The sequence below is a fragment of the Sphaerisporangium fuscum genome (assembly GCF_018531465.1).
Lineage (GTDB): Bacteria > Actinomycetota > Actinomycetes > Streptosporangiales > Streptosporangiaceae > Sphaerisporangium > Sphaerisporangium fuscum.
Window position 1 is genome coordinate 18,034 of the sequence record NZ_JAHDTF010000015.1, and the last position, 26,255, is coordinate 44,288.

General features: G+C 71.3%; 26 protein-coding genes. 18 read left to right on the forward strand and 8 right to left on the reverse strand.

The annotated features are described in order from the left end of the window. Positions 1-6 precede the first annotated feature (6 nt). The 3 genes from KIK05_RS19155 to KIK05_RS19165 form a co-directional block, all read right to left on the reverse strand. On the reverse strand, positions 7-2,346 hold the full coding sequence (locus tag KIK05_RS19155; protein ID WP_214412119.1) for a M28 family peptidase: 2,340 nt from the start codon (positions 2,344-2,346) through the stop codon (positions 7-9). A gap of 198 nt (positions 2,347-2,544) precedes the next feature. Then, on the reverse strand, positions 2,545-3,789 hold the full coding sequence (locus KIK05_RS47025) for a family 2 encapsulin nanocompartment cargo protein polyprenyl transferase (RefSeq protein WP_250563056.1): 1,245 nt from the start codon (positions 3,787-3,789) through the stop codon (positions 2,545-2,547). 314 nt (positions 3,790-4,103) lie between these two features. Next, positions 4,104-5,513, reverse strand: a complete 1,410-nt coding sequence (locus tag KIK05_RS19165) for a family 2B encapsulin nanocompartment shell protein (RefSeq protein WP_308249999.1) — start codon at positions 5,511-5,513, stop codon at positions 4,104-4,106. Positions 5,514-6,166: 653 nt separating this feature from the next. Here KIK05_RS19165 and KIK05_RS19170 point away from each other — a divergent pair. The 17 genes from KIK05_RS19170 to KIK05_RS19245 all read left to right on the forward strand — a co-directional run bounded on the left by KIK05_RS19170 (position 6,167) and on the right by KIK05_RS19245 (position 19,982). Continuing rightward, positions 6,167-8,173, forward strand: a complete 2,007-nt coding sequence (locus KIK05_RS19170; RefSeq protein WP_214412120.1) for an erythromycin esterase family protein — start codon at positions 6,167-6,169, stop codon at positions 8,171-8,173. A gap of 132 nt (positions 8,174-8,305) precedes the next feature. Next, the gene (locus tag KIK05_RS19175) at positions 8,306-8,947 is read left to right on the forward strand and encodes a D-sedoheptulose-7-phosphate isomerase (protein ID WP_214412121.1); all 642 of its coding nucleotides are present in this window, start codon (positions 8,306-8,308) and stop codon (positions 8,945-8,947) included. Then, entirely contained in the window at positions 8,944-9,177 is a 234-nt protein-coding gene (locus KIK05_RS19180) for a HypC/HybG/HupF family hydrogenase formation chaperone (RefSeq protein ID WP_214412122.1), read from the forward strand. The genes KIK05_RS19175 and KIK05_RS19180 overlap by 4 nt, the downstream gene beginning before the upstream one ends. Next, complete coding sequence (locus KIK05_RS19185; protein ID WP_214412123.1) at positions 9,164-9,895, forward strand: D-sedoheptulose-7-phosphate isomerase; 732 nt, start codon at positions 9,164-9,166, stop codon at positions 9,893-9,895. Before KIK05_RS19180 ends, KIK05_RS19185 begins: the two co-directional genes overlap by 14 nt. A gap of 67 nt (positions 9,896-9,962) precedes the next feature. After that, positions 9,963-11,042, forward strand: coding sequence for an NADH-quinone oxidoreductase subunit B family protein (locus KIK05_RS19190; protein WP_214412124.1), 1,080 nt, complete (start codon positions 9,963-9,965; stop codon positions 11,040-11,042). A gap of 1 nt (position 11,043) precedes the next feature. After that, on the forward strand, positions 11,044-12,828 hold the full coding sequence (locus tag KIK05_RS19195) for a nickel-dependent hydrogenase large subunit (RefSeq protein ID WP_214412125.1): 1,785 nt from the start codon (positions 11,044-11,046) through the stop codon (positions 12,826-12,828). Next, positions 12,809-13,390, forward strand: coding sequence for a NifU family protein (locus KIK05_RS19200; protein WP_250563057.1), 582 nt, complete (start codon positions 12,809-12,811; stop codon positions 13,388-13,390). The genes KIK05_RS19195 and KIK05_RS19200 overlap by 20 nt, the downstream gene beginning before the upstream one ends. Continuing rightward, positions 13,387-14,046, forward strand: a complete 660-nt coding sequence (locus KIK05_RS19205) for a DUF5947 family protein (RefSeq protein WP_214412126.1) — start codon at positions 13,387-13,389, stop codon at positions 14,044-14,046. Before KIK05_RS19200 ends, KIK05_RS19205 begins: the two co-directional genes overlap by 4 nt. Then, complete coding sequence (locus tag KIK05_RS19210) at positions 14,039-14,671, forward strand: DUF6084 family protein (RefSeq protein ID WP_214412127.1); 633 nt, start codon at positions 14,039-14,041, stop codon at positions 14,669-14,671. The genes KIK05_RS19205 and KIK05_RS19210 overlap by 8 nt, the downstream gene beginning before the upstream one ends. Beyond that, a complete protein-coding gene (locus tag KIK05_RS19215) occupies positions 14,668-16,065 on the forward strand; it encodes a hypothetical protein (protein ID WP_214412128.1) in 1,398 nt (465 codons plus the stop codon). Before KIK05_RS19210 ends, KIK05_RS19215 begins: the two co-directional genes overlap by 4 nt. Continuing rightward, the gene (locus tag KIK05_RS19220) at positions 16,062-16,568 is read left to right on the forward strand and encodes a hydrogenase maturation protease (RefSeq protein WP_214412129.1); all 507 of its coding nucleotides are present in this window, start codon (positions 16,062-16,064) and stop codon (positions 16,566-16,568) included. The genes KIK05_RS19215 and KIK05_RS19220 overlap by 4 nt, the downstream gene beginning before the upstream one ends. After that, complete coding sequence (locus KIK05_RS49705; protein ID WP_443729125.1) at positions 16,553-16,657, forward strand: DUF6893 family small protein; 105 nt, start codon at positions 16,553-16,555, stop codon at positions 16,655-16,657. Before KIK05_RS19220 ends, KIK05_RS49705 begins: the two co-directional genes overlap by 16 nt. Positions 16,658-16,694: 37 nt before the next feature. Beyond that, the gene (locus tag KIK05_RS19225) at positions 16,695-17,087 is read left to right on the forward strand and encodes a hydrogenase maturation nickel metallochaperone HypA/HybF (RefSeq protein WP_214412130.1); all 393 of its coding nucleotides are present in this window, start codon (positions 16,695-16,697) and stop codon (positions 17,085-17,087) included. After that, positions 17,062-17,313, forward strand: a complete 252-nt coding sequence (locus KIK05_RS19230) for a HypC/HybG/HupF family hydrogenase formation chaperone (protein WP_372455600.1) — start codon at positions 17,062-17,064, stop codon at positions 17,311-17,313. Before KIK05_RS19225 ends, KIK05_RS19230 begins: the two co-directional genes overlap by 26 nt. A gap of 6 nt (positions 17,314-17,319) precedes the next feature. Continuing rightward, complete coding sequence (gene hypD / locus KIK05_RS19235) at positions 17,320-18,447, forward strand: hydrogenase formation protein HypD (RefSeq protein ID WP_214412132.1); 1,128 nt, start codon at positions 17,320-17,322, stop codon at positions 18,445-18,447. Then, on the forward strand, positions 18,444-19,508 hold the full coding sequence (gene hypE, locus KIK05_RS19240) for a hydrogenase expression/formation protein HypE (protein WP_308250000.1): 1,065 nt from the start codon (positions 18,444-18,446) through the stop codon (positions 19,506-19,508). Before hypD ends, hypE begins: the two co-directional genes overlap by 4 nt. Positions 19,509-19,550: 42 nt before the next feature. Beyond that, entirely contained in the window at positions 19,551-19,982 is a 432-nt protein-coding gene (locus tag KIK05_RS19245) for a hypothetical protein (RefSeq protein ID WP_214412133.1), read from the forward strand. A gap of 44 nt (positions 19,983-20,026) precedes the next feature. Here KIK05_RS19245 and KIK05_RS19250 read toward each other — a convergent pair whose 3' ends face one another. Then, positions 20,027-20,482 carry an NUDIX hydrolase gene (locus KIK05_RS19250; protein WP_308250001.1) on the reverse strand — a complete coding sequence of 152 codons (456 nt, stop codon included), beginning with the start codon at positions 20,480-20,482 and terminating at the stop codon, positions 20,027-20,029. 207 nt (positions 20,483-20,689) lie between these two features. On the opposite strand from KIK05_RS19250, the gene KIK05_RS19255 reads away from it, so the two are divergent. Then, complete coding sequence (locus KIK05_RS19255) at positions 20,690-21,841, forward strand: epoxide hydrolase family protein (RefSeq protein WP_214412134.1); 1,152 nt, start codon at positions 20,690-20,692, stop codon at positions 21,839-21,841. A 78-nt stretch (positions 21,842-21,919) separates the two neighbouring features. Here KIK05_RS19255 and KIK05_RS19260 read toward each other — a convergent pair whose 3' ends face one another. The 4 genes from KIK05_RS19260 to KIK05_RS19275 form a co-directional block, all read right to left on the reverse strand. Continuing rightward, entirely contained in the window at positions 21,920-23,290 is a 1,371-nt protein-coding gene (locus tag KIK05_RS19260; RefSeq protein WP_214412135.1) for an aspartyl protease family protein, read from the reverse strand. A gap of 148 nt (positions 23,291-23,438) precedes the next feature. After that, positions 23,439-23,933 (reverse strand): GerMN domain-containing protein, encoded by a 495-nt coding sequence (locus KIK05_RS19265; RefSeq protein WP_214412136.1) that lies wholly within the window; start codon positions 23,931-23,933, stop codon positions 23,439-23,441. Further along, complete coding sequence (locus tag KIK05_RS19270; protein ID WP_214412137.1) at positions 23,930-25,432, reverse strand: ATP-binding protein; 1,503 nt, start codon at positions 25,430-25,432, stop codon at positions 23,930-23,932. Before KIK05_RS19270 ends, KIK05_RS19265 begins: the two co-directional genes overlap by 4 nt. A gap of 7 nt (positions 25,433-25,439) precedes the next feature. After that, positions 25,440-26,162, reverse strand: a complete 723-nt coding sequence (locus tag KIK05_RS19275) for a response regulator (RefSeq protein ID WP_214412138.1) — start codon at positions 26,160-26,162, stop codon at positions 25,440-25,442. Positions 26,163-26,255 lie beyond the last annotated feature (93 nt).

Sequence of the window (26,255 nt, forward strand, 5' to 3'; positions counted from 1 at the left end):
GAGAGGTCACAGCGGGTAGGTGCGGGTGACGGCGACGAGGCCCCCGTCCTCGCGCGTGCCCGCGACCAGGCCCGGCGGCATAGGGACGAAACCGGGCACCCTGGACAGGCCGTCGGTCTCGGAGATCGCCGTGAGGCGGATCCGCCCGGCGCCCGGCACGCGCAGGGTCACCCGGACGCCCCGGGCGGGGATCCCACGGAAGCGGACCTCGGCGGGCCAGGTCGCGACCCGCGTGCCCGTGACCGGCACGCTCGCCGCGCCGACCCCGGCCACCGACGCCGAGGCCCCGGTGATCGGGCGGTCCACCCGTAGCGTCACCGACCGCGCGCCCCGCCCGGCGGTCACGTGGAACTCGACCGTGTCGCCACGGCGCGACAGCACCGAGACCCGCGGGCCGTCCGCCTCGACGGCCGGGGCGGTGCCCGCCCACAGCGTGCCCCGCGCGTAGCCCGGGGGGAGTCCGCCGACGTCGTGGCCGGACACATACCTCCTGGTCCAGGCGTCCGGGTCGGCGTCGGCGCTGACCCAGTGGGCGGCCCGGGTGTCGGCGTCCATGACGTACGCCAGGTGGGTGCGCCGCGGATGGCCGGCGTCGACCCCGTCCAACAGCAGTCCCGCGCCGACCGGCGCCCCGGCCGCCACCAGCGCCACCGCGACCACCCCGACCTTCCGGGACGCACCCTCGGGTCGCCCGCCGGGGGCCTCCGCCTTCCGGCGGACCTCGGGGAGGAGCAGCTCCACCACCGGGAGCACCGTGAGCCCGAAGATCGCCAGCACCAGCGCGCCCGCCCCACCGAGCGCCAGACCCATCCCGTCGAACACGTTCCGCGCCAGATAGGGCAGCAGCGCCGCCGCCATGACCGAACCCACGGTGATCGCGGCGACCTGTCCCCAGGCCGACCCGCGAACCATGAGAGCGACCAGCCCCCCGAGTGCGCACAGCAGCGCGGGCAGGGTGAACATGAAGGCGGCCCCGGGGGCCACCTGGGCGCACAGCAGACCGAGACCGGCGGGCCACACCAGCGCGCCGGCGGCCGGCGCGGCGGGGCCGAGCCTGCGGCGCAGCGGCAGGTACCAGGCCAGCAACGCCAGCCCGGACAGGACGGCGATGGCGGCCTCGAACGCCTCGGGCCGGTGGAGCAGGCCGCCCATCGCGTCGTAGGCGGGACGTATCGCCACGAGCACCTGCCACAGCGCCTGCGCCAGGACCACCGACCCCAGCAGCGGCACCACGGCGGTGACGGCGCCGGCGAGCAGCCTCGGGAAGGTGAGCAGCTCCCTCCTGCGCGCGAGCAGCGCCAGGCCCGCCACGGCGAGCAGGGACAGCATCGCCAGGGGCCGGACCAGCCAGCCGGGATACGTCACCATCACCCCGAAGATCCGGAAATAGGTGACGTCGTCGTCGGAGGTCAGCGTCGGCAGGTCGGCGGCGCCCAGGGCACGGACCAGCGTGAGCATGTTCGTCCCGTGGTGCTGCAGGCTGCCGCGATCGAGGTGGGCGAGGGAGTCGTCGGCGCTGTGATAGTAGGAGGAGCCTTCGAGGTAGGCGAAGTTCATGCCGGTGAACCCGGCCCTGGTCAGCGGGGTGAAATCGGTGTTGTTCGGCAGCAGCCGGTAGAGCTCCGCCATGGTGGAGTCCCCGCGCGGATGCGGCACCGTCCGCGCGAACAGCTCGACCAGTCGGGCGTTGTCCCGGGAGGTCTCGAACATCAGGGAAGGCCCGCTCACCCCGCGGGCCTCCCAGTTCAGCAGCACACCGCCCTTGCGGCCCAGGGGATGTTCCCGGGCGAACGCCTCGGCGCCCAGGACGCCGTCCTCCTCGCCGTCCGACATCAGCAGCACCAGGTCGTTGCGCAGGCGACCGCCCGCGAGCACCGCGCGGGCGGTCTCCACCATGGCGGCCACCGCCGCGCCGTCATCGGAGGCGCCCGGACCCATGGCGGCCGAGTCATAGTGAGCGGCGACCAGCACCGTGCCGGTCGGGTTCGTGCCGGGCAAGGTGGCCACGATGTTCTCCACCAGCCCGAACGACGCCAGCCCCGCCGCCGGATTCACTCCGACGGCACGCTGGACCTCCACGTGGAGCCCCGCCGCGCGCAGCCGCCCCACGAGGTAGTCCCTGGCCCGGTCACCGGCCGCGCTGCCGAGGGGGCGCGGTGCGGCGGCGATCTTCTCGAGGTGGGTCAGGGCGCGACCGGCGCTGAACTCCCGCGCCGGCGCCGAGGCCGGCAACGGCTGCATGGTGCTGTTCGTCATCGCGGTCAGCATGATCACGGCGGCGAGCACGAGCAGGGCCGACACCCCTGCCGGCGTTCGCCGTGGTACATCGATCAACTTTCCCAACATGCCACGAAAGCTAGATCGCCCCCGCCACCCCTCGTAATGAGGAGCACACCCCGCTACACCTGTGGTTTTCCACAGACCACCCACAACGCCGCCGCTCTCACCACGACCTCCACACCCGCTGCCCCTACCGGGACCTTCGTGCCCTGGTGCTTCTACCGGGACCTTGGACCGGATGGACGGCCAGGGGTGACGGGAAGCTCAGTGGTCGCGGTGGGTCACCAGGTGGGCGAGGGCGTGGAGTTCGGCGGCGGCCTGGGGGGACGGGGTGGCGGAGGTCAGGTGGGTGAGGGCCTCCGCCAGCAGATGATCGGCCCGCTCCTGGCTCCACGCGCGGCCTCCCGCGGCGTCGACCAGCGCGGCCGCTCGTTCGAGCTCGGCCCCGGACGGTGCCTGCTCGCGGCCGTACATCGCGGCGAGCTCCTTTCCGGCCGGCGTGCCGGAGGTCAGGGCGGCCACGACGGGCAGGGACTTCTTGCGGTTACGGAGGTCGGAATAGACGGGTTTGCCGGTGACGGCGGGATTTCCCCAGATGCCGAGAAGGTCGTCGACGAGCTGGAACGCCAGCCCTAATCGGTTGCCGAAACCCCGCAGGTGCTCGATGCGCTCGGCGTCGCCGCCCCCGAACAGCGCGCCCAGTGCGCAGGCGGCGCCGAGGAGGGCGCCGGTCTTGCCCTCGGCCATGGTCACGCACTCCGGCAGGGTGACGTCGTCGCGGGTCTCGAACGCGACGTCCGCGCTCTGGCCCTCGACCAGGTCGAGCACCGCCGCGCCGAGGATCCGCGTCGCCTCCGGCGCGGCCGGGTGGCCGGACGCCGCGAGGACGTCCGAGGCCAGCGCCAGCAGGGCGTCGCCGGCGAGGATCGCCCCGCTGACCCCGAACACCCGCCACGCGGTGGGCCGATGCCGACGGGTGCCGTCACCGTCCATGACGTCGTCGTGGAGGAGGGAGAAGTTGTGCACCAACTCCACCGCCACCGCCGCCGCCATCACCCCGGCGGGCCCCGCGCCGCCCGCCGGAATCACCGGGCCGACCGCACCATCAGCCCCTCCGCCGCCCGCCGTCGTGCCGGCCGGCGTCGTGGGGTGGAGGAGGGCCGCCGCAGCGGACGGTGCGGGGGAGAGATCGAGAGGGCCGGCCGTGTCGCTCGGCGTGCCCTGTGTCGATCCGGTCGGCGTCGTACCGGCGACGGACAGGAACGGCCGGTCGGGGTGGGCGCCGACGGCTTCGGCGGCCAGCAGGACGAGGGCGGGACGCAGGGTCTTCCCCAGAGCGCCCTCCCCGGGGGCGCCGTGCTCGTCCAGCCAGCCGAAGTGGTAACCCACGATCCGCCGCATCGACGGCGGTAGCGTCTCGACCGCCGCACGCAGTGCGGGTTCGACGAGATCACGGCTCCAGGCCAGCACCTCACCTGCCGGCCTGCCCGTGGTCATCACCTTCGCCATACGCCACCCCCTTCTCCTCGGGCCCGGCGTGCCGAGGCGCGCCGTACGCCGGGGACGACCTTCATCGACTTCATCACATTTACCGCGAACAATCCCCACTCCGACGACCGGAACCGGGACTTGACGCCGAGACCCGGACCGCGACGTGCCGCCGTAGCGCCGGCTCGTCCCTTGCCGCGGACGTGGAAGCCTGCCTGCCCGCCACGTCAGCCTGCGAGAACGTGGCTCAGCCCCGGCTGCCCATCGCACAGCGGTGCCGATTCCACCGCCCCGGCGCCGGATCAGCAGCACCGGGGCGGTGGTGATGGCCGGGGTCAGTGGCCGATCTCGACGTTCTCGAGGACGCCCAGGGCGTCGGGGACGAGGACGGCGGCCGAGTAGTAGGCGCTGACCAGGTAGGAAATGACGGCGTGCTCGTTGATGCCCATGAAGCGGACGGAGAGGCTGGGCTCGTATTCGTCGGGGATGCCGGTCTGGTGGAGGCCGATTACGCCCTGGTTGTCCTCACCGGTCCGCAGGACGAGGATCGAGCTCGTGCGGGCCTTGCTGATGGGGATCTTGTTGCACGGCAGCAGCGGGACGCCGCGCCAGGCAGGGACGCTGCGGCCGTTGATCTCGGTGGTGAGGGGGTAGATGCCCCGGCGGCTGCATTCGCGGCCGAACGCCGCGATGGTCTGCGGGTGGGCGAGGAAGAAGTTGGAGTCACGCCGCCGGCACAGGAGCTCGTCGAGGTCGTCGGGGGTGGGCGGGCCGACACGGGTCTGGATGCGCTGCTTGAGGTCGGCGTTGTTGAGCAGCCCGAACGCCGGGTTGTTGATCAGCTCGTGTTCCTGCCGCTCGCGCAGGGCCTCGATGGTGAGCCGGAGCTGCTGCTGGGTCTGGTTCATCGGCTGGTTGTAGAGGTCGGCGACGCGGGTGTGGACGCGCAGGATGGTCTGGGCGACGCTGAGCTCGTACTCGCGGGGACTGGTCTCGTAGTCGACGAAGGTCGTGGGCAGCAGCGGCTCTCCGAAGTGCCCGGAGGTGATGTCGATGCTGGCTTCGCCGTATTTGTTCTGCGAGGGACGGTCGTCGGACTGCCGGCCTTCCAGGTGCGTGCGGAGCGCCTGTGACTGGGCGAGGAGCTCCTGGAAGATCTGCCGGGGGAGCGACAGGGTGATCGTCGGGGTGACGGCGGTGAGGGTGTGCTCCCAGGTGGGCGCCGAGGTCGCTGTCAGGGCCTGGTCGCCGTAGTAGTCGCCGTCGGCCATGACGGAGAGGATCGCCTGCTCGCCGTACTGGCCGACCCCGGTCTTGTTGACCTTGCCGTGGGCGATGAGGATCAGCCGGTCGGCGGGCTGGCCCACCTGGACGATGGCGTCGCCCGGCTCGTGCTGCTGCTGGGTGAAGCGGTTGGCCAGCGCCTCGAGGACGCCGTCGTCGTCGAAGTCGCGCAGCAGGGGAAGCTCGCGGAGCTCCGGCGGGATCACCCGGATGTCGTTGCCCTGGCTGGTGAAGCTCAGCCGTCCGTCGCCGATGGCGTAGCTGAGGCGCCGGTTGACGCGGTAGGCGCCGCCGGGGACGTCGACCCAGGGCAGCATGCGGAGCAGCCATCGAGAGGAGATGTTCTGCATCTGCGGCTGCGACTTGGTCGTCGTGGCCAGATTGCGCGCCGCCGATGTGTCGAGGCTCTGCTGTGGCCGGCCGTTCGCCAAGGCCGTAATCGCGTCGGTTGTCTCGGTCACAACCCACACCACCAATCCCTATAGCGCTGAAGGGGGAACAAGGGCTTACTCCGGCGACTGCCGGTTCGGTGCCGCGCGCAGTGAAGTCGGTGTATCGGGTTCGGTATCGCTGCTCGTCTGTCGGCGATTTCGGGCAAGCGTCACCGAGGCCGGTGAACGGTGAAAGGAAATCGTCTGGAAAAGAGGAATGTCTGCGTCGACGCTGATCGGGGGTATCGGGGGATTCGGATATCGCTGACCGGCGGAGCGGGGCGGCGGCTCCGCCTTCTGAAGTTTTCACGGCCTCTGGACTGGAGCAATTATGGAGGGCCGATCTTGGTGTGTCAATTCCGAGTAATACTCGGGCTCATCTCGGCAAAACAATTCGCCGGAAACGGCGATGGACGTCAGATATTTCGGTACAGCGTGGCATTGTCGCTAATCGCGACTAATAGGTGTTGTTCGCCCTGATTTGCCGGGCTGTGCACACCGCCCGCGGCGATCTCCGTACCACACGTAGCTCCAGAAGCGGGTCAGACCCGTCCAAAGAGCGCGAACAACGGGCAGGCGTAGGCTCAGGGGTAACGGCCCAGGCCCGTCCGTGGTCCGTGCCGGCGGCGGCGTCACCGGTTTCGGCGAGGGCGGTCCATCTCCGAGCACGTTAGGGGGCCGCTGTGTCCGAGTGTCTGTTCCGCGACCGCAGAGACGCCGGTCGTGCGCTCGCCGCCCTGCTCGACCACTACCGGGGCCGGGACGACGTCGTGGTGCTCGCCCTGCCGCGAGGCGGCGTCCCCATCGGCTACGAGGTGGCCAAGGCCCTCGGCGCCCCCCTCGACGTCCAGGTCGTGCGCAACCTCGGCGTCCCCGGGCAGGAAGATCTCGCGATGGGCGCGGTGGCCGCCGACGGCGCCATCGCGCTCAACGACGACGTCGTCAGAGGGCTCGCGATCCCGCCCGAGGTGGTGGAGCACGTCGCCGACTGGGAGGGACGCGAGATCCTCCACTGGGAGCGGCGCTACCGCCCGGACGGCCCGGGGCGGCCGGTCGAGGGCAAGGTGGCGATCCTCGTGGACGACGGGCTGTCGACCGGGGCGGCCATACGGGCGGCGGTCAAGGCCGTGCGCCGCCGGCACCCGGCCCGCGTCGTGATCGCCCTGCCGGCCGCGCCCGAGCCCACGTGCGAGGAGATGGAGAGCGAGGTGGACGAGGTCGTCTCGGCCACCACTCCCTCGGCGTACTTCGCGGTCGACCCGTCCTATTGGGACTACACCGAGGTCACCGTCGACGACGTCCGCGACCTGCTGACCGCGTCCGCCACCTCGATGCCGGCCAAGGCGATCGGGCTGCCCCAGGCGGAGGTCGCGGCCCTGCGGGCCGAGGTGATGCCCGCGGACGACGGCCTGCCGACGCCGGAGGCGCTGTCCGACCTCGTGGGCGACGCACGCCTGGTGCTCATCGGCGGGGCCTCGCACGGCACGCACGAGTTCTACGAGGCCCGCGCGGCGATGACGCGGCAGCTCATCGAGGAGAAGGGCTTCCAGGCCGTCGCCGTGCAGGCCGACTGGCCCGACGCCTACCGCGTCAACCGGTACGTCCAGGGGTACGGCGAGGACGTCACCGCCGAGGAGGCCCTGCGGGGCTTCCAGCGGTTCCCCGCGTGGATGTGGCGCAACACGGTGGTGCTCGACTTCGTGTCGTGGCTGCGCGAGCACAACGACCGGCTGCCGGGGCCGGACGCGGGCAAGGCCGGGTTCTACGGGCTCGACCTGTACGGCGCCCACCGGGCGATGCGCGAGGTGATCACGTGCCTGGAACGCGCCGACCTGACCGCCGCCGCGTGCGCCCGTGAGCACTACGCCTGCTTCGATCATCTGGGAGGCGAGGTCGAGACGCACGGCGTCAAGCCGGCCTGCGGGGTCGGCGAGGCGTGCGAGGGCGAGATCGTCGAGCGGCTCGTCGGCCTGCTGCGGCACGCGGTGGAGGACGCCAGGAAGGAAGGGCTGCTCCCCGAGGACGAGCTCTTCTACGCCCAGCTGAACGCGCGGGCCCTGAAGAAGGCGCGCGAGCACTACCGTTCGATGTTCTGTGGCCGCATCGCGTCCTGGAACATGCGCGACCGGCACATGGCCGACACTTTGGACGCGCTGGCCGACCACCTGGGCGGTCCCGGCGGACCGGCGAAGATGGTCGTGTGGGCCCACAACGCCCATGTGGGCGACTCCAGGGCGACGGAGGCCGCCTGCCGCGGCGAGGTCGACCTCGGCGGGCTCGTGCGTGAGCGCCACGAGGCGGTCTGCCGTCTCATCGGCTTCACCACCTGCACCGGCACGGTCACCGCCGCCCACCACTGGGAGGGGACGGCCGAACGCAAGTGGCTGAGGCCCGCCATGCCCGGCAGCGTCGAGGAACTGTTCCACGAGGTGGAGGTGAAGGCGTTCTTCGTGCCGTTCCAGGGCGCCCCGAGGACGGCGGACATCCTGCGCTCGGCGCGCCTGGAACGGCTGGTCGGCGCGGTGTACCGGCCGGAGTCGGAGCGGCGCAGCCACTACTTCCGGGCACGGCTGAGAGACCAGTTCGACGCGGTGGTCCACATCGACGAGACGCGCGCGCTGGAGCCGCTGGACCCCGGCGACCGCTGGCTGCGGGGCGAGATCCCCGAAACCTCCCCGGTCGCGCACTGAGAGCGCGCGAAACAGGCAAAGCTGGAGCTACCCCCCACGATCAAGCCTTTACTCCTGGTTGTCCCGCCTAGGGTTCGGTTCACCCCGTACGCACCGTAGCCTGTCGACTACGGTACATAACGGAGCGTGCACATGCCTGTGACACCCACCACCCGCCTGGCGGTCGGCGAGGCCTTCGCGCGGCGGGACGACGCGGGCCGCGGCCTCGCGGAGGATTCCGCGCGCATCGCGCAAGCCTGCCGCGACATGGCCGCGCGGTTCCACCGCGGCGGGAAGCTGATCGTCTTCGGCAACGGGGGCGCGGGCACCGACGCCTCGCACGTCGCCGTCGAGTTCATGCATCCGGTGATCGTGGGCAAGCGGGCGCTCCCGGCGATGGCGCTGAGCAACGACGCCGCGACGGTCACCGGTGTGGGCACGCGCGAAGGCCTGGAGGAGGTCTTCGCCCATCAGGTGCGCCACTGGGCGAATCCGGCCGACATCGCCCTCGGCATCTCTCCCGACGGCTGGTGCGCCAACGTCATCCGCGGGCTGGAGACGGCCCGCGGGCTGGGCCTGTACACCATGGCGCTGGTGGGCGGCGACGGTGGGGCCGTAGCGAGCGGCGCGGTGGCCGACCAGGTGCTGATCGCGCGCTCCGCCGATCCCGCCGTGGTCAAGGAGATCCATGTGACGACCTACCACGTGCTGTGGGAGCTGGTGCACGTCTTCTTCGCCCAGACCGGCCCCTGCGGCGTGCCGCAGGAGGCCGTGCGCGAGGAGGCCGCGACGTGAACGACACCCCCGGCTGCACCGCCGGCCACTGCGTGACCTGCTCGGACGAGGCCCTGCCCGCGCGCGTGGTCCGCCTGCTCGGCCGCGACCTCGCGCTGGTCCAGGTGGGCGACGCCCGCGAGGAGGTCAGCGTCGCGCTGGTCGAGGCCGAGGCCGGCGACACCGTGCTCGTGCACGCCAAGGAGGCCATCGCGGTCGTCACGAGAGGGAGCGGCCATGGGCACGCCTGAGGAGACGCCGCCGGAGGGGGCGGGCGCCCCGTCCCCCGAGGCCGAAGGGATCCGGCACCTGTATCCCTTCCTCTACTCGGGCCCCACCGGCCGCGCCGACGACCGCCGGATCATCTGGTCCACCGAGACCAAGGCGGCGGAGATCGTACGGCTGCGCGAGCGCGTGGCCGAGCTGTACGCCGACCGGATCGCCGGGTGCGCGGAGGCGATGGCGGCGCGGTTCGCCGCCGGGGGCCGGCTGTTCACGTTCGGCAACGGCGGGAGCAGCACCGACGCCCAGGAGGTGGCCACGGCCTTCCTCGCCCCCCGCCACGGCACGCCGCTCCCGGCCCTCTCCCTCACCACGGACGTCGCCCTGGTGACCGCCCTGTCCAACGACGCGGGCTTCGAGGTGGTCTTCGCCCGGCAGATCGCCGCGCTCGGCCGGCCGGGCGACATCGCCCTCGGCCTGTCGACCAGCGGCGGCTCCGCCAACCTCGTCCAGGCCTTCGAGGAGGCCGGACGCCGGGGCATGCTCACCGTCGGCCTGGCCGGCTACCAGGGCGGCAGGCTCACCGAGCTCGCGGAGCGCGGCCTTCTGGACCACCTGTTCGTCATCCCGTCGTCGTCGGTGCACCGCATCCAGGAGGCGCAGACGACGCTCTACCACGTGCTGTGGGAGGTCACCCAGTACGCCATGGGTGCCTCGCCGCGCGCGCCCGCCCGAACGGGCGGGTGACGCGGCCTCACGAAGGGAGTGGGGCCGGGCGTCCATCGACGAGCGAACCACCAGCGGGGAGGCGGTTATGTCCACGACGGAAGATCAGGCGGCAGGCGCCGCGGCACTGGGACAGGCGGAGCCGGTCATCCACATTCTGTGGATCAACGCCGGCATGAGCTGTGACGGCGACTCGGTCTCGCTGACCGCGGCGACGCAGCCGCCGATCGAGGACATCGTCCTCGGCGGGCTGCCGGGACTGCCCAAGGTCGACGTGCACTGGCCGCTGATCGACTACCACAGCGGCCCGATGCAGGGCAGCGACGCCATGATCGAGTGGTACTTCCTGGCCGAGGCCGGCGCGCTGGAGCCGTTCGTGCTGGTCGTCGAGGGGTCGGTGCCCAACGAGTCGATCAAGCAGGAGGGCTACTGGTCGGGGTTCGGCAACAACCCGGACACCGGTCAGCCGATCACCCTGCCCGAGTGGATCGACCGGCTGGCGCCCAAGGCGACGGCCGTGATCGCGGCCGGCACCTGCGCGACGTACGGCGGCATCCACGCCATGGCGGGCAATCCGACCGGCTGCATGGGCGTGGCCGACTACCTCGGCTGGGACTGGCGGTCCAAGGCCGGAGTGCCGATCGTCAACGTGCCCGGCTGCCCCATCCAGCCGGACAACATGTCGGAGACCCTCGTCTACCTCCTCTACCAGCTGTCGGGACAGGCTCCGATGATCCCGCTGGACCAGGCGCTGCGTCCCACCTGGCTGTTCGGCCAGACCGTGCACGAGGGGTGCGACCGGGCCGGCTACTACGAGCAGGGGCAGTTCGCCGTCGAGTACGGATCTCCGAAGTGCCTGGTCAAGATCGGGTGCTGGGGGCCCGTCGTCAAGTGCAACGTGCCGAAACGGGGCTGGATGATGGGCCTCGGCGGCTGCCCGAACGTCGGCGGCATCTGCATCGCCTGCACGATGCCCGGCTTCCCGGACAAGTTCATGCCCTTCATGGACGAGCCGCCGGGCGCCCACGTGTCCTCCACCGCCATCTCGGCGTACGGCGCGGTCATCCGCGCGCTGCGGAACATCACCCTCAAGACCGTCGACAAGGAACCCAAGTGGCACGCCAAGGGCCGCGCGCTGCTGACCGGATACAAGGCGCCCTGGAGCTGACATGACGACCTCGAAGGAGCACAACCCCGACCTGGTCGAGATGGCCTGGGACCCGATCACCCGGATCGTCGGCAGCCTGGGCATCTACGCCAAGATCGACTTCGCGAAGAGGGAGGTCGCGGAGTGCTACAGCACGTCCTCGATCTTCCGCGGCTACGCCATCTTCATGAAGGGCAAGGACCCGCGCGACGCGCACTTCATCACCAGCCGCATCTGCGGGATCTGCGGCGACAACCACGCCACCTGCTCGGTCTACAACCAGAACATGGCCTACGGCGTCGCGCCGCCGGCCTTGGCCGAGTGGATCATCAACTGCGGCGAGGCCGCCGAGTACATGTTCGACCACAACATCTACCAGGAGAACCTGGTCGGGGTCGACTACTGCGAGAAGATGGTGCGCGAGACCAACCCGGGCGTGCTGGACCTCGCCGAGCGCACCGAATGCCGACACGCCGGCGAGCACGGCTACCGCACGATCGCCGACATCATGCGCTCGCTCAACCCGATGGAGGGCGAGTTCTACCGCGAGGCGCTGGTGATCAGCCGCCTGGCGCGCGAGATGTTCTGCCTGATGGAAGGCAGGCACGTCCACCCCTCGACGCTGTACCCGGGCGGGGTCGGCACGGTGGCCACGGTGCAGCTGTTCACCGACTACCTGACCCGGCTGATGCGCTACGTCGAGTTCATGAAGAAGGTCGTGCCGATGCACGACGACCTGTTCGACTTCTTCTACGAGGCGCTGCCGGGGTACGAGCAGGTCGGGCGGCGGCGGGTCATGCTGGGCTGCTGGGGCGCGCTCAACGACCCGGAGTACTGCGACTTCACCTACGAGAACATGGACTCCTGGGGTCAGAAGATGTTCATCACCCCGGGCATCATCGTCGACGGGAACCTCGTCACCAACAACCTCGTCGACATCAACCTCGGCATGCGGATCCTGCTCGGCAGCTCCTACTACGACGACTGGGAGGGCCAGGAGCGGTTCGTCACCCACGACCCGCTGGGCAACCCCGTCGACGTCCGCCACCCCTGGAACCAGCACACGATCCCGCGGCCGCAGAAGCGCGACTTCAACGACAAGTACAGCTGGGTGATGTCGCCCCGCTGGTTCGACGGCAAGGACCACCTGCCGCTGGACACCGGCGGCGGCCCTCTCGCCCGGCTGTGGTCCACGGCGCTGTCGCGCAAGGTCGACATCGGGTACGTCCGGTCCACGGGCGACGGCGTCGTCATCAACCTCCCGAAGACCTCCATGACGCCGGAGAAGACGTTCGAGTGGAAGATCCCGCACCACAACGGCGAGCCGCTGTCCAACGCGCTGGAGCGCAACCGGGCCCGTACCTACTTCCAGGCGTACGCGGCCGCGTGCGCGGTGTACTTCGCCGAGCGGGGGCTGGACGAGGTCCGCAACGGCCGCACGCAGACCTGGGAGCCGTTCGAGGTGCCGGACGAGGCCATCAGCTGCGGGTTCACCGAGGCGGTGCGCGGCCTGCTGTCCCACCACATGGTGATCAGGAACGGCAAGATCGCCAACTACCATCCGTACCCGCCGACGCCGTGGAACGCCAGCGTCCGCGACAGCTACGGCACGCCGGGCCCGTACGAGGACGCGGTGATGAACACGCCCATCTTCGAGGAGAACCCTCCGGACAGGTTCAAGGGCATCGACATCATGCGGACCGTCCGCAGCTTCGACCCGTGCCTGCCGTGCGGGGTGCACATGTACCTCGGCCAGGGCAAGGAACTCCGCAAGGTGCACACTCCTCATGCGTTCACCACAGCCTGAGACCCCGCCCGCCCACGACGTGCAGGCGGTCGGCGAACGCGTCGAGGCGCTGATCGGCGACCTCGGCGCGCTCGCCGACCCGAACGCCCGCGCCAAGGCCGAGGAGCTCGTACGCGCCCTGGTCGACCTGTACGGCGCGGGGCTGGAGCGCGTCATGCGGGCCGTGGTCGAGAGCGACGCGGCCGAGGTGCTGCGCCGGCTCGCCGCCGACGAGGTGGTCTCCGGCCTGCTCGTCCTGCACGACCTGCACCCGCTCGGTACGGCCGAGCGGGTCCGCGCGGCGCTCGACACCGTCCGTCCCTACCTCGACCTGCACGAGGGCGGGGTCGAACTGGTCGGCGTGGACGACGACGGGGTCGTGCGGCTGCGCCTGTCGGGCGGCTGCCACGGGTGCGCCTCCTCGCGGGTCACGGTGAACGACACCATCGAGCGGGCGGTGCGCAGGGCCGCCCCCGAGGTCACACGGGTCGAGGTCGACGGGGTGGCGGAGGAGCCCGAACTCCTGCAGATCGGGCGCCGCCCGCCCGGCCCGTGCCCGGTGCCGCAGGAGGCGGCCACATGATCACGGGCAGGCGGTCGACGGGGTTGCGGCGCTTCAGGGAGCCGCCGAGGCCGCGGGCGGAGCGGTGCGAGATGTGCGACGAGCCGCTCGACGAGCGCCACGGCCACGTCGTGAACACCGGCGACCGCGCGCTGCTGTGCACCTGCCGGGGCTGCCACCTGCTGCTGTCCCGGGGGGAGGGGGCGCAGGGGAGGTATCGGGCGGTGCCGGAGCGCTACCTGTACTTCCCCTCGATGCGGCTCGACGAGGCGGACTGGGAGGAGCTCCAGATCCCGGTGCGCACGGCGTTCTTCTTCCGGAACTCCGCGCTCGACCGGTACGTGGCCTTCTATCCCAGCCCGGCCGGGGCGACCGAGTCGCAGCTCCCCCTCGCGTCCTGGGACCGGGTGCTCGCCGCCAACCCCGAGCTGGCGGGCGCGCAGCCGGACGTCGAGGCGTACCTCGTCGACCGCCGGCCGGAGGGATTCGCCTGCCACCTGGTGCCGATCGACGCCTGCTACACGCTGGTCGGGCTCGTGCGCACGCACTGGAAGGGCTTCCACGGGGGTGAGGAGGCGTGGACGGCCATCGACGGCTTCTTCGCCGACCTGCGCCGCCGCAGCGAGCTCGTCCCGAGGGCCGCCGGCACCGCGGAGGAGGGCGGGCACGGTGGCTGACATCCGTTTCGAGTGCCTCGGCGTGCGGGCCGAGCCGTACGCCGTCTTCCCGACGCTCGCCTTCCGCCTGCGCGTCACCGAGCCCGAGGGCCAGGCCGTGCACGCCGTCGCACTGCGCTGCCAGATCCGCGTCGAGCCGCGGCGGCGGTCGTACGGCCCGAGCGAGACCGAGCTGCTCGCCGACCTGTTCGGCCACCCCTCCCGCTGGGGCGAGACCGTGCACCCCCTGCAGTTCGCCAACGTCTCGATGATCGTCCCCCGGTTCGCCGGTTCCACCGAGGTCGACCTGCAGGTGCAGTGCGGCTACGACCTGGAGGTGGCCGCGGGGAAGTACTTCGCCTCGCTGGACGACGGCGAGATCCCGTTGCTGCTGCTGTTCAGCGGCACGGTCTTCGCCAAGGCGGGCGAGGGGTTCACGGTGCGGCCGGTGCCCTGGCACTGCGAGGCCCGCTGCCCGCTACCGGTCGCCGTGTGGCGGGAGATGATCGACCGCTACTTCCCCGGAAGCGGCTGGCTGCGGCTGCACCGCGACACCCTCCGCGCGCTGCAGCGCTTCAAGTCCGAGCACGCCCTGGCCACCTGGGACGAGACCGTGGAGGCGCTGCTGAAGGAGGCACGCCGATGAACCTGGCCATGGACACGGCACGCGAGGTGGCCGACGCCGTGCTGTACGAGGGGTACCTGCTGTACCCCTACCGCGCCTCGGCGGCCAAGAACCGGGTGCGCTGGCAGTTCGGGGTGCTCGTGCCTCCCGGCTACAAGGCCACCGCCGAGCCGTCGGCCAGCGTGACCGAGTGCCTCCTCGAAGGCGCCGCGAACGCGCTGGTACGCCTGCGCCTGCGGTTCCTCCACGTCAAGGAGCGCCGTGTGGAGGAACGGGCGGACGGCGGCGGCTACCGGCCGGTGCGCGAGCTGAGGATCGGCGAGCGGGCCTACCTGACGTTCGACGAGGCCACCCAGCGCGAGGTGGAGGCCGTCCTCGCCATGCCGGCCGTCCTCCGTGGGGAGCGGACGATCGCGCTGACCGTTCCCGGGGACCGCGCCGAGGAGCCCATCCTGGCCGGGGGCGGGGAGCCCCTCGGGCGCGTCGTCGCCGAGCACCGGCCGGTGCACGCGGTGCTGCGCGTCCACGCCGAGCCGTGCCGGGGGACGCGCCCGCTGCTGAAACTGCGCGTCCAGGTGGAGAACGCCGATGACTGGGCGGAGGCGGACGCGCCGCGCGAGCGGGCGTTGCGGCACTCGCTGGTCGCCGCCCACCTGCTCATCGGGGTCACGGCCGGAGGCTTCGTCTCCCTGACCGACCCGCCGGAGTGGGCGCGCCCCGCCGCCGGGACCTGCCACAACGAGAACACCTGGCCGGTGCTGGTCGGCCGGCCCGGGCAGCGCACCGTGGTGCTGTCGTCGCCGATCATCCTGTACGACCACCCTGACATCGCCCCCGAGAGCCCCGGCGACCTGTTCGACGCGACCGAGATAGACGAGCTCCTCCACCTGCGCACCCACACCTTGACGGAGGAGGAGAAACGGGAGGCCCGCGCCACCGACCCGAGGGCCCGCGAGATCATCGACCGGGCCGGTGACCTGCCGCCCGAACTGCTCGAACGCCTCCACGGCGCCGTCCGCCACTTCGGCCGCCCCGCCCGCCGCACGACCCCGCCCGAGGCGGTGGCGGAGGAGCCCGCGCCGGGGGAGGGCGAGGCGCTTCCGACGCCGTGGTGGGACCCGGCGGCCGAGGAGGTGCCGCCGGACCACGGCAGCGTGACCGTGGCGGGCGTCGAGGTCGCCAAGGGCAGCCGTGTGCGGCTGACGCCGGGCAGGCGGCGCGCCGACCCGTACGACATGTTCCTCGCCGGCCGCGCCGCCCGGGTGGAGGCCGTGCTGCTGGACGTCGACGGCGCGCGGTACCTCGCCGTCACCCTGGAGGACGACCAGGCGGCCGACCTGCACCGGTCCCACGGGCGGTTCCTGTACTTCGCGCCGGACGAGGTCGAGCCGCTCGGCGGAGGGGAGGCGCCGTGAGGATCCTGGTCGCGGGTGTCGGGAACGTCTTCCTTGGTGACGACGGCTTCGGCGTGGCCGTCGCGCGGCGCCTGGCCAGGAGGGAGCTGCCCGACGGCGTGGTGGTCACCGACTTCGGCATCCGGGGGGTCCATCTCGCCTACGAGATCGCGGGCGGGGAGTACTCCTGCACGATCATGGTCGACGCGGTGTCACGCGACGGCCCGCCCGGCACCCTGTACGTCCTGCGGCCCTCGCCGGGTGACACCCTCGGCACGTTCGTCGACGCCCACGACATGACGCCCGACGCGGTGCTGGCCTTCGCGAGCACCCTCGGCGGGAACGCCGGTCCGGTCCTGCTCGTCGGCTGCGAGGCCGCCGACGTCTCGCCCGGCATGGAGCTGAGCCCGCCCGTCGCCGAGGCCGTCGGCCGGGCCGAGGAACTCGTCCTCGAACTCATCCGCGAGCGGTGGCCGGCCGCCACCGACCAACAGCAGGAGGGAACAGCATGCTCAAGCGCCTGATCACGCTCGGCATCTTGGTGGCAGTGGGCGTCATGATCTACCAGTCCATACCTGAGCTGCGGAAATACATGTTGATCAGAAAGATGTGACCCCCGGCGCGACACAAGCGGAAGTGAGGTGGGAATGATGCACGAATTCGGGATCGCCGAGTCGATCCTGGCGGCGGTGGAGGGGCGTGCGGACGGCCGGCGGGTACGGCGGGCGCGCGTGCAGGTGGGCGCGCTGCTCCGCGTCGCCGAGCCCTCGATCAACGACGCGTGGGCCATGGTCGCCGAGGGAACGGTGGCCGAGGGCGCGCGCCTCGACCTCGTCACCCTCCCCGTACGGCTCATCTGCCGGGCCTGCGGGAAGACGGCCACCTCGGTGGACCCGTACGCGGTGTGCCCGAGCTGCGGGGCCGCAGATGTCGACAGCGAGGGCGGCGACGATCTCGTCCTCGAATCCATCCAACTGGCGGAGGCGAGTCATGTGCCTGGGGATTCCCGGGGAGATCGTGGAGATTCTCCAGGACCGTCCTGACCTGGCGAAGGTCGACGTGAGCGGCGTCCGCCGCGCCGTCAACATCGGCCTGCTGGAAGGCGAGGAGCTCGCCCCGGGCGACTGGATCCTCATCCACGTGGGCTTCGCCCTGTCCAAGATCGACGAGGTGGAGGCCAGGGCGGCGCTCGACTTCCTCGAGAGCATCGGGCAGGCGTACGAGGACGAGATCGCCGCCCTTCGCGAGTCGATGATCGAACAGGGGTGATGGGCGGTGCGTTTCGTCGACGAGTACCGCGACGCGGCCAAGGCACGGGCGATGGCCGCCCGGATCGCCGGGCTGTGCGAGCCGGGGCGTGTGTACAAGTTCATGGAGGTGTGCGGGGGACACACCCACACGATCTACAAGCACGGCCTGGAGGACCACCTGCCGTCCTCGGTAACGCTGGTGCACGGCCCCGGCTGCCCGGTGTGCGTGATCCCGATGGGGAGGGTGGACGACGCCGTCCACATCGCCGAGCGGCCTGATGTGATCATGACGTCGTTCGGCGACATGATGCGCGTGCCCGGAGGCAGGGGGTCCTTCCTGGACGCCAAGGCCAGGGGCGCGGACATCCGCATGGTGTACTCGCCGCTGGACGCCCTGAAGATCGCTCGGGACAATCCGGACAGGCGGGTCGTCTTCCTGGCCATCGGGTTCGAGACGACCGCGCCTTCCACGGCCATGACGGTGCTGCGGGCGGAGGCCGAGGGGATCACCAACTTCTCGGTCTTCTGCAATCACGTGACGATCATCCCCGCGATCAAGGCGATCCTCGACTCCCCGGACCTGCGGCTCGACGGGTTCATCGGGCCGGGGCACGTGTCGGCGGTCATCGGCTGCCGGCCGTACGAGTTCATCTCCAGGGAGTACGGCAAGCCGCTGGTCGTGGCGGGGTTCGAGCCGCTCGACGTGCTGCACTCGGTGTACCGCAACCTCGTCCAGCTGTCCGAGGGGCGGGCGGCCGTGGAGAACCAGTACGCCCGCGTGGTGCCGTGGGACGGCAACGCCAAGGCGCTGACCGTCATCAACCAGGTGATGGAGCTGCGCCCGCACTTCGAGTGGCGCGGGCTCGGCTTCATCTCGCACTCGGCCCTCGGCATGCGCGAGCGCTACGCGGCCTTCGACGCCGAGCGGATCTTCGACATCCCGGGCGGGCGGGTCGCCGACCCGCAGGCGTGCCAGTGCGGTGAGGTGCTCAAGGGCGTGCTCAAGCCCTGGGAGTGCAAGGTGTTCGGGACGGCCTGCACCCCGGAGACCCCGATCGGCACCTGCATGGTCTCCTCGGAGGGGGCCTGCGCCGCGTACTACAACTTCGGCCGCTTCTCCCGGCCCCAGGTGAGAGAGGCGACCCGCACGTGAACCGTGAGGAGCAGGTGCTGGAGCGGATCGAGCGGGCCCGGCGGCGCAAGGCCAGGGTGCGGGAGGAACTGGTCACCCTCGCGCACGGGGCCGGCGGCAAGGCCGGCCGGACGCTGATCGAGGCGGTGTTCCTGGAGGCGTTCCGCAACCCGCTGCTGGAGCCGCTCGCCGACGGCGCGGTCGCGGGCGGGCTCGCCTTCACCACCGACTCCTACGTGGTCACGCCGCTGTTCTTCCCCGGTGGTGACATCGGTGACCTGGCGGTGAACGGCACGGTGAACGACCTGGCGATGTGCGGGGCGCGGCCGCTGCACCTCTCGGCCGCGTTCATCCTCGAGGAGGGCTTCCCGGTGGCCGACCTGCGCCGTGTCACCGAGACGATGGCGGCGGCGGCGCGCGCGGCGGGCGTGAGCATCGTCACCGGCGACACCAAGGTCGTCCAGAAGGGGAAGGCCGACGGCTGCTACATCACCACGGCGGGCGTCGGCAGCGTCGATCCGGGGGTGAGGCTGGGGGCGCCCCTGACCAGGCCCGGAGACGCGATCATCGTGTCGGGGCCGATCGGGGAGCACGGCGTCACGGTCATGCTGGCACGTGGGGAGCTCGACATCGAGGCCGACCTCGTCTCCGACACCGCGCCGCTGAACGGCCTGGTCGCCCGGCTGCTGGAGGCGTGCGAGCCCGGAGGGGTGCGCTGCCTGCGGGACGCCACCCGGGGCGGGGTCGCCACGGTGCTCAACGAGATCGCCGAGACGTCGGGCACGGCGGTCGTCCTGGACGAGGAGGCGGTCCCCGTACGGCCGGAGGTGCGCGGGGCCTGCGAACTGCTCGGCATCGACCCGCTGTACGTCGCCTGCGAGGGCCGGATGGTCGCGGTGGTGGACGGACGCTCCGCCGGCGCGGCCCTGGACGCGCTCCGGGCACACCCCCTGGGCGCGGGCGCGGCCGTCGTCGGGCGGGTCGCCGAGGATCCGCCCGGCCTGGTCCTGCTGAGGACGGCCTCCGGCGGCACCAGGATCGTGGACGTCCTCGTCGGCGACCCGTTGCCGCGTATTTGCTGAAAAGCCTGGTAAGAGCACTTTGTCCGGGTAGGAGTTCTGTCGATGGCCGTCCGACGGGGGGATGTCATGCCGAAGGCCGCTCAGCCGCGAACAGGGAGCCGTGGCGCCGATCTGGAGCAGATCCGCGCACGGGTCCACCAGCAGGTCGTCCAGGCGGGGAACCGCGCCTTCGACAGCCCCCCGAGAGGTGGCGCGCGGCCGCCGCGCGTGGTCTCCGACGCGGAACGGCACGGCGTGCCCTCCACCGACACCGAAGCCCGGTCACCGCTGGGCGTCGGCGCGAGCCTCACCGGGCGCGCCGAGAAGATGGCCCAGCAGAAGGAAGAGCCCGGACGCCGCAGGAGGGTCGGCGAGGAACACCCCGCCCGCCGCCCGTACGGCGTCTCCGAACCGCACGACGCGACGGGAGTCGGCGATCACCGCCCCATCCACGAGGAAAGCCCCGTCATGCCGAGCGGAGACCAGGGCGGCTGACCACCGGCGGCTGGTCACCGCGGAGAGCGACGTCCTCCGCGGCGCTAGGAAGGCGACCGGCCCTCGATCAGGAGGCGGTGGCCTTCCTGCAGGCCGTCGGGGAGGGCGTCGGGGGAGAACCACCCGGCCTCCAGGATCTCGAAGCGGTCCGGCTCGATGGTCCCCGCGGCGTACTCGGCCTCGTAGGCCGCCTCCACCCGCAGCCGGAAGCCGCTCCGCAGATACACGAGCCCGCGCACGCGCACGTCCAGGCCCGTCTCCTCGCGCACCTCGCGGACGACCGTGTCCTCGAAGGTCTCCCCCTTGTTCGCGTAGCCGGAGGGCAGCCCCCACTGCCGGCCCTCCGGCCAGAAGCGGTGCTTGAGCAGGAGCACGTTGCCGTCGCCGTCGCGGACGATCCCGGTGACGCCGACCATGAACTTCGCGTGACGCAACCACAGGACCCGCCACTGCATCGGCCCCTTGATCATCCGCCACAGCCTCACGGCGAGCCTCTTCACACACCCCTCCAACAGCCCGGATCGCGGTCGCGCACTCGACACAGATCGACCGCGAGATCATGCCGTGTATAGTGAACCGCGAACCACGATGCGAGGAGGTGAGCCCGATGACGACGACCGGTCCTGCTTTCCGGGCACTCCTCGCCGCCGCCCGCGTCTGAGCGCGTCCAGGAGTGCCGTGATCGCACACTCCTGAACGAAGGAAAGATGACAGCGACTCCTTTCACCGTTTCCGTGTCCGACGACGTCCTGGACGACCTGCGCGACCGTCTCCGCCGCACCCGCTTCACCTCGGCGTCCGACGCCGCGTACTGGGCGGCCGGTGTCGACCCCGGCTACCTTCGCGAACTCGTCGCCTACTGGGCCGACGGGTTCGACTGGCGGGCGGCCGAGACGGCCCTCAACGACTTCCCCCACTTCCTCGCGGAGGTGGACGGACGGCGGGTGCACTTCGTCCACCTCCGGGGCAGGCGCCCCGAAGGCGCGCCCGCGCCGTTGCCCCTGGTCCTCACCCACGGGTGGCCGAGCAGCTTCGTGGAGATGCTGCGCGTCGCCCGGCCGCTCGCCGACCCGGCCGCCTACGGCGGCGACCCCGCCGACGCCTTCGACGTGGTCATCCCCTCGCTCCCCGGCTTCCTGTACTCCGAGCCGCCGGACGGGCCGTTCACCCGCAGGCGGGTCGCCGAGACCTGGCACGAACTGATGACCCGGACCCTCGGCTACCGCCGGTTCGGAGCCTTCGGCGGCGACATCGGCGGCGGCGTCACCCAGTGGCTCGGCGCCCTGTATCCCGGGGAGGTCGCCGGCGTCCACGTGACGTCCGCCGTGATCACCTCGGACTTCACCGAGCGTCCCCCGACCGAGCAGGAGCAGGCGTACCTCGACGCCCTGCGCGCCTACGACGAGCGGGACCAGGGATACAGCGAGATCATGTGGACCCGGCCGGACACCCTCGCCGCCGCGCTGACCGACTCGCCGGCCGGGCTCCTCGCCTGGATCATCGACAAGTACCGCGACTGGAGCGACTGCGGCGGCGACCTTCAGTCCCGCTGGGATCGGGACACGATGCTCACCGTCGCGACGCTCTACTGGGCGACCGGCGCCATCGGCTCGTCCTTCCGGCAGTACTACGACTACCCGCACAACCGGCCGGTTCCGCTGATCACCGTCCCCGCGGCGGTCACGCTGAGCCACGAGCCGGCGTTCGCCGGCTTCCCGAGGAGCCTCGCCGAACGGGTGTACGCCGACCTGCGGCACTGGAGCACGCCGGGACGCGGCGGGCACTTCATGGCGCACGAGGAGCCGGAGCAGGTGGTGGACGAGCTGCGGATGTTCTTCCGCCCGCTCAGAACCCCCTAGGCCTGTCACTCGGGTGACGTGATTCCACTGCGGGGCCGGCGCCGGGCGGCTCCCGTGACGCCCGTGCGGTCGCCCTGATCAGGCGGCCTTGCCGCGGGCGATGTAGAGGTTCATGTCGGTGAAGTCGAGGGTGACATTGTAGGGCTTGAAGAAGCAGTGGAAGAAGGCGGTCGGCACGTCGAACCCCAGGGGGGCGAGCTCGGCCTGCGGGTGCGTCTCGCAGTAGATCTCCTTGGCGCCGGCGTCGCCAAGGCGGATCTCCTTCGGGTAGCAGGGGTAGGTGACGGCTGGGTGGCTATGGGCGAAGGTCCCGATCGGGCGGTCGTGATCGCTGCGGATCCCCAACCGCCCGGCCGTGTCCCCGAACACGACCGCGGCCATCTCGCCCCTTCCGCCGAAGTTCACGCCCACCACCCCTGTGGCGGAGCCGGCGACGCCGGCGATGCCGCCCCTGCTGTGCAGGTACTGCTCACGGGCCAGCCACAGCGGCAGGGGCTCCGCGCCCGCCCGCGCGGCGGTGGCGCGTGCCTTCCTGGCCGTTTCAGGGGTTCTGCGGCGCAGGATCAGCGACCGGCCCGCGTAGTCGAAGGTGGTCAGCAAGTGGTAGAAGACCCACGTGCCGATCAGTCCGTCGCTGTCGGTGTCGACATCTTCGCCCGACTCCGTCGACGACCAGCCCACGGGGACGTTGCGCAGTTCGATGCCGCCCAGCTTGAAGGAGTCGAGTATCCCGTAGTACGCCCATATGACGCCGTTCTCGTACTCGATCTTCTGGCTGGTGACGGCGCTCAGCCCGGCCTCCTTGGCCACCGACGCGCGCATGCTCAGACTCGGGGCGCCGGTGTAGAACGTGAAGCGCTTGGGTGGTCCGCCGTTCACCGAGGCCTCAACCAGCGGGATCGGGTCCATCTGCTGGAAAGGCACACGCGCGATGTCGCCGTGGATCTGATAGGGCTCGCCGCGGACGGCCGCGAACCATTTGGCGTAGGCTTCCTCGCCGGCCGCTTTCCAGTGTGGTGCGGCAAGGGAGAATTCGTCCTGCCGGATGTAACAGTCGGCCAGGAAGTAGTTGGCGTCCTTGTCGTCGGGCGCCAGCCTGATCGCCATCTTGAGGTATTTCTCGGCGTCGGGGAACTGGTTGGCCAGCAGCCCGACAAAGCCGCGCCGGCGGGCCGCGTGCAGGTTCTTGGGGTCCGTTTTCAGGATCTGCTCGTACGCGTCGCCGGCCTGCTCGAACTTGCCGGCCTTGAACAGCGCGTCCGCGTCACCGCTGCCGGCCTGCGCCGTGGCCGTCCCGCCCAACAGCGGCGCCGTCGCGGCCGCACCGGCCAGCACCGCGGCGCCCCGCAACACCGAACGCCGATCCCATTCTCGGTCATTCACCAACGCCTGCTCCTTTTCGTGATCGCCTTCGCCGGGAACCCACCCGCGGTTCGCCCGCTGACCCATCCACTGTCGACCGGCCTCGTCCCCGCCTCGTCCCCGCCGTGTCATGGTCGTGTCACAGCCGCGACCACGGTCGCAGCGGAGCTGGAGCGGCGGCTCCGCTGAATCTGGTGGAGAGCACGGCGATCCGCCGGAAGTAGCGGATCGGTCGCTACCGTCGCGCCGGGCAGTTCCGGGGGCCGACGCTCTGCCCGGCACCGACGACGGTGACCTGGACAGGGCGTTCCGGCGTCGTGGCGGCGGCCGTGCACACGATCTGCTCGACGGCCAGTGCGGACAGGTCGCCGGCCGCGGTGGACAGGGTCACCACCAAGTGGCCTGTCGGCTCGGCGGTCACCGAGAACGGGCCGGCTTCGGATGGGACGTCGGTGGTGAGCCCGTGCGCCTGTTCCTCGGGGACGGGGCCGGTCGCCAGCAGCGCGAGCCTGTCCGCCGGGAACAGTGGATGGCCACTGGACCGCCGCGTCACCGCGCTGAGCCGGCCGTCCTTCACGAAGTAGAGGGTGATGGTCGTGGGGGGTGCGACGGGTCCGCTCGGCGGGTCGCCGGCGGGGATGGCGTCGCTGGGGCGCACCCCGCAGCCGGTCACGGCGATGAGCGATACGAGGGCCGCGGCGAGCACGCGGCGGGCGAGTCCGGTCCTCACTCGGGGCCTCCGTCCGGATCATGTGCCCGGCGTGGCAGGCGCAGCGTGAAGATGGCGCCCCCATCCGGGGCGTTGGTGACGGTGAGGTCGCCTCGGTGCAGGTGCGCGTTCTCCCTGGCGATGGCGAGGCCGAGGCCGCTGCCCTGGGACCTGGCCCTGGCCGCGTTGGCCTTGTAGAACCGGTCGAACACCTGCGGCAGCACCGCTTCGTCCAGCCCAGGTCCGTGGTCGCGGACCTCGACAGTGATCCGGTCCGGGTCGGCGGACAGCCGTACCGACACCGGCGGCTCGCCGTGCCGCAGGGCGTTGCCGACCAGGTTCGCGACGATGACGTCCACTCGACGCGGGTCCAGTCGTGCCGTCACCGCAGCCGCGAGCTCGGTGTGCACCAGCTCTGACCAGCCCCGGACACGCAGGGTCGCGCGCACCAGCTCGGCCACGTCGACCTCGTTCAACGCAAGGGTCGCGACGCCGGCGTCGAACCTGCTGATCTCGATAAGATCGTTCACCAGCCGTGTGAGGTTGAGCGTCTCCTGGCTGACCAGCCTCGCGGCCCTGCCGGCGGGCTCTGGCAGCCGGGCCGCCTCCTCGTCCAGGACGTCGGCGACCGCGGTCAGCGCGGCCAGCGGGGTGCGCAGCTCGTGGGACACATCGGCCACGAACCGGCGGGCGTCGGCCTCCATCGCACGCAGCTGCTTGACGTGCCGTTCCAGCTCCGCGGCGGTGTCGTTGAACGTGCGCGCCACGTCGGCCAACTCGTCGGAGCCGCGAACCGCGACCCTGGTCCGCAGCTCGCCCTCGCCCAGCAGGCGTGCCGCCCGACCGAGCTCGCGTACCGGGCGCAGTACGCCACGGGTGGCCAGCAACGCCAGGACGACCGCGAACACCAGGGCCGCCCCGCCGATGAGCCAGGCGCGTACGGTGAGCCGGTCGATGCTGGTCTGTTCGGGACGCAGGCTGCGCACGGTGTAGACCTCGATGCCGGACACCCGGGTCGTCCCGTCCCGCTCCACGATCAGCAACGGCGCGCCGATGATCAGGTAGGGCCCGCCCTGCCACACCACGCGTTGCCATGCGATGACGCCGCCGGCCACCACCCGCCGCAGCTCATTCGGAATCGCCCCGGGACCCGGGATCTGGGGTGGAATCACCCAGGAATCCGGGATCGGCGCGTTCCCGTCCGGTCTCGGGTGCCCCGGCGCCGGTCGGATCGGCGAGTGCACCCCGTGGTAGACGGCGATCGCGCGGCTGTTCCCGTCGGTCATGATGCCGGCGATCCTGTCGAGCTCGTCCGGGCCCGGCGTCGCACTCCGCAACGGGAAGAGCGCCTCCATGCGGCTTCTCATCGCCTGCACCGCGGCGTTCTGGGTTCGCTCCAGGATGTAGGTGCGCGCCTGCACGTACATCCCGCCCGCCACCGCCGCCGCCGTGACCACGGACAGCAGTGCGAACGCCAGCAACAGCCGGGCACGCAGCCCCAGGCTCGGCCGAGGTGCCACCGGCGGCTCAAACCGGCCCGAAGCGGTACCCGAACCCGCGCACCGTCTGCACGTAGACGGGCGCCGCGGAGTCGTCCTCGATCTTCGCGCGCAACCGCTGCACGCACGCGTCCACCAGACGCGAGTCACCGAAATACCCGTGCTCCCACACCGACTCCAGCAGCTGCTGACGGCTGTGCACCCGGCCAGGCGTGCCGGACAGCTCGAGCAGCAGGCGCAGCTCGGTCGGGGCGAGGCCGACCGGCACCCCGCTCTTGGCGACCACCAGCCCGGCCCGATCGATGGTCAGGTCCCCGTGCCGCTCCAGCTCCGCCTGGTCCCGGCCGATCCGCCGGAGCACCGCGCGAATGCGTGCCTCGAGCACCCTGGGCTGCACCGGCTTGACCACGTAGTCGTCGGCGCCCGCCTCCAACCCGGCCACCACGTCCATGTCGTCGCCGCGTGCCGTCACCATGATGATCGGCACCTCCCGGGCGGCCCGAATGCGCCGGCAGACCTCGAACCCATCCATGCCGGGCAACATCAGATCGAGCACGACGACGTCGGGAGGGTCCGCACGCAGCCGCTCCAGCCCCTGCTCGCCGGACTCCACCGCGCGCACCCGGTGCCCATGCAGGGACAGGGCCAGCTCAAGGCCCTCCCGCACGGCCGGGTCATCCTCGATCAACAACACTCGCGACCCGCCGAGTTTCACCGCACGCTCCGTAGCTCGCCCGCCGGTCAACCTCATCCATTGTGGGCCGGCCGTGTCCCCGCCCCGTCAGTACCGTGTCATGGTTGTGTCACGGCGGCCCTGGAGGTGGCCGCCGTCGACAAACGGTGA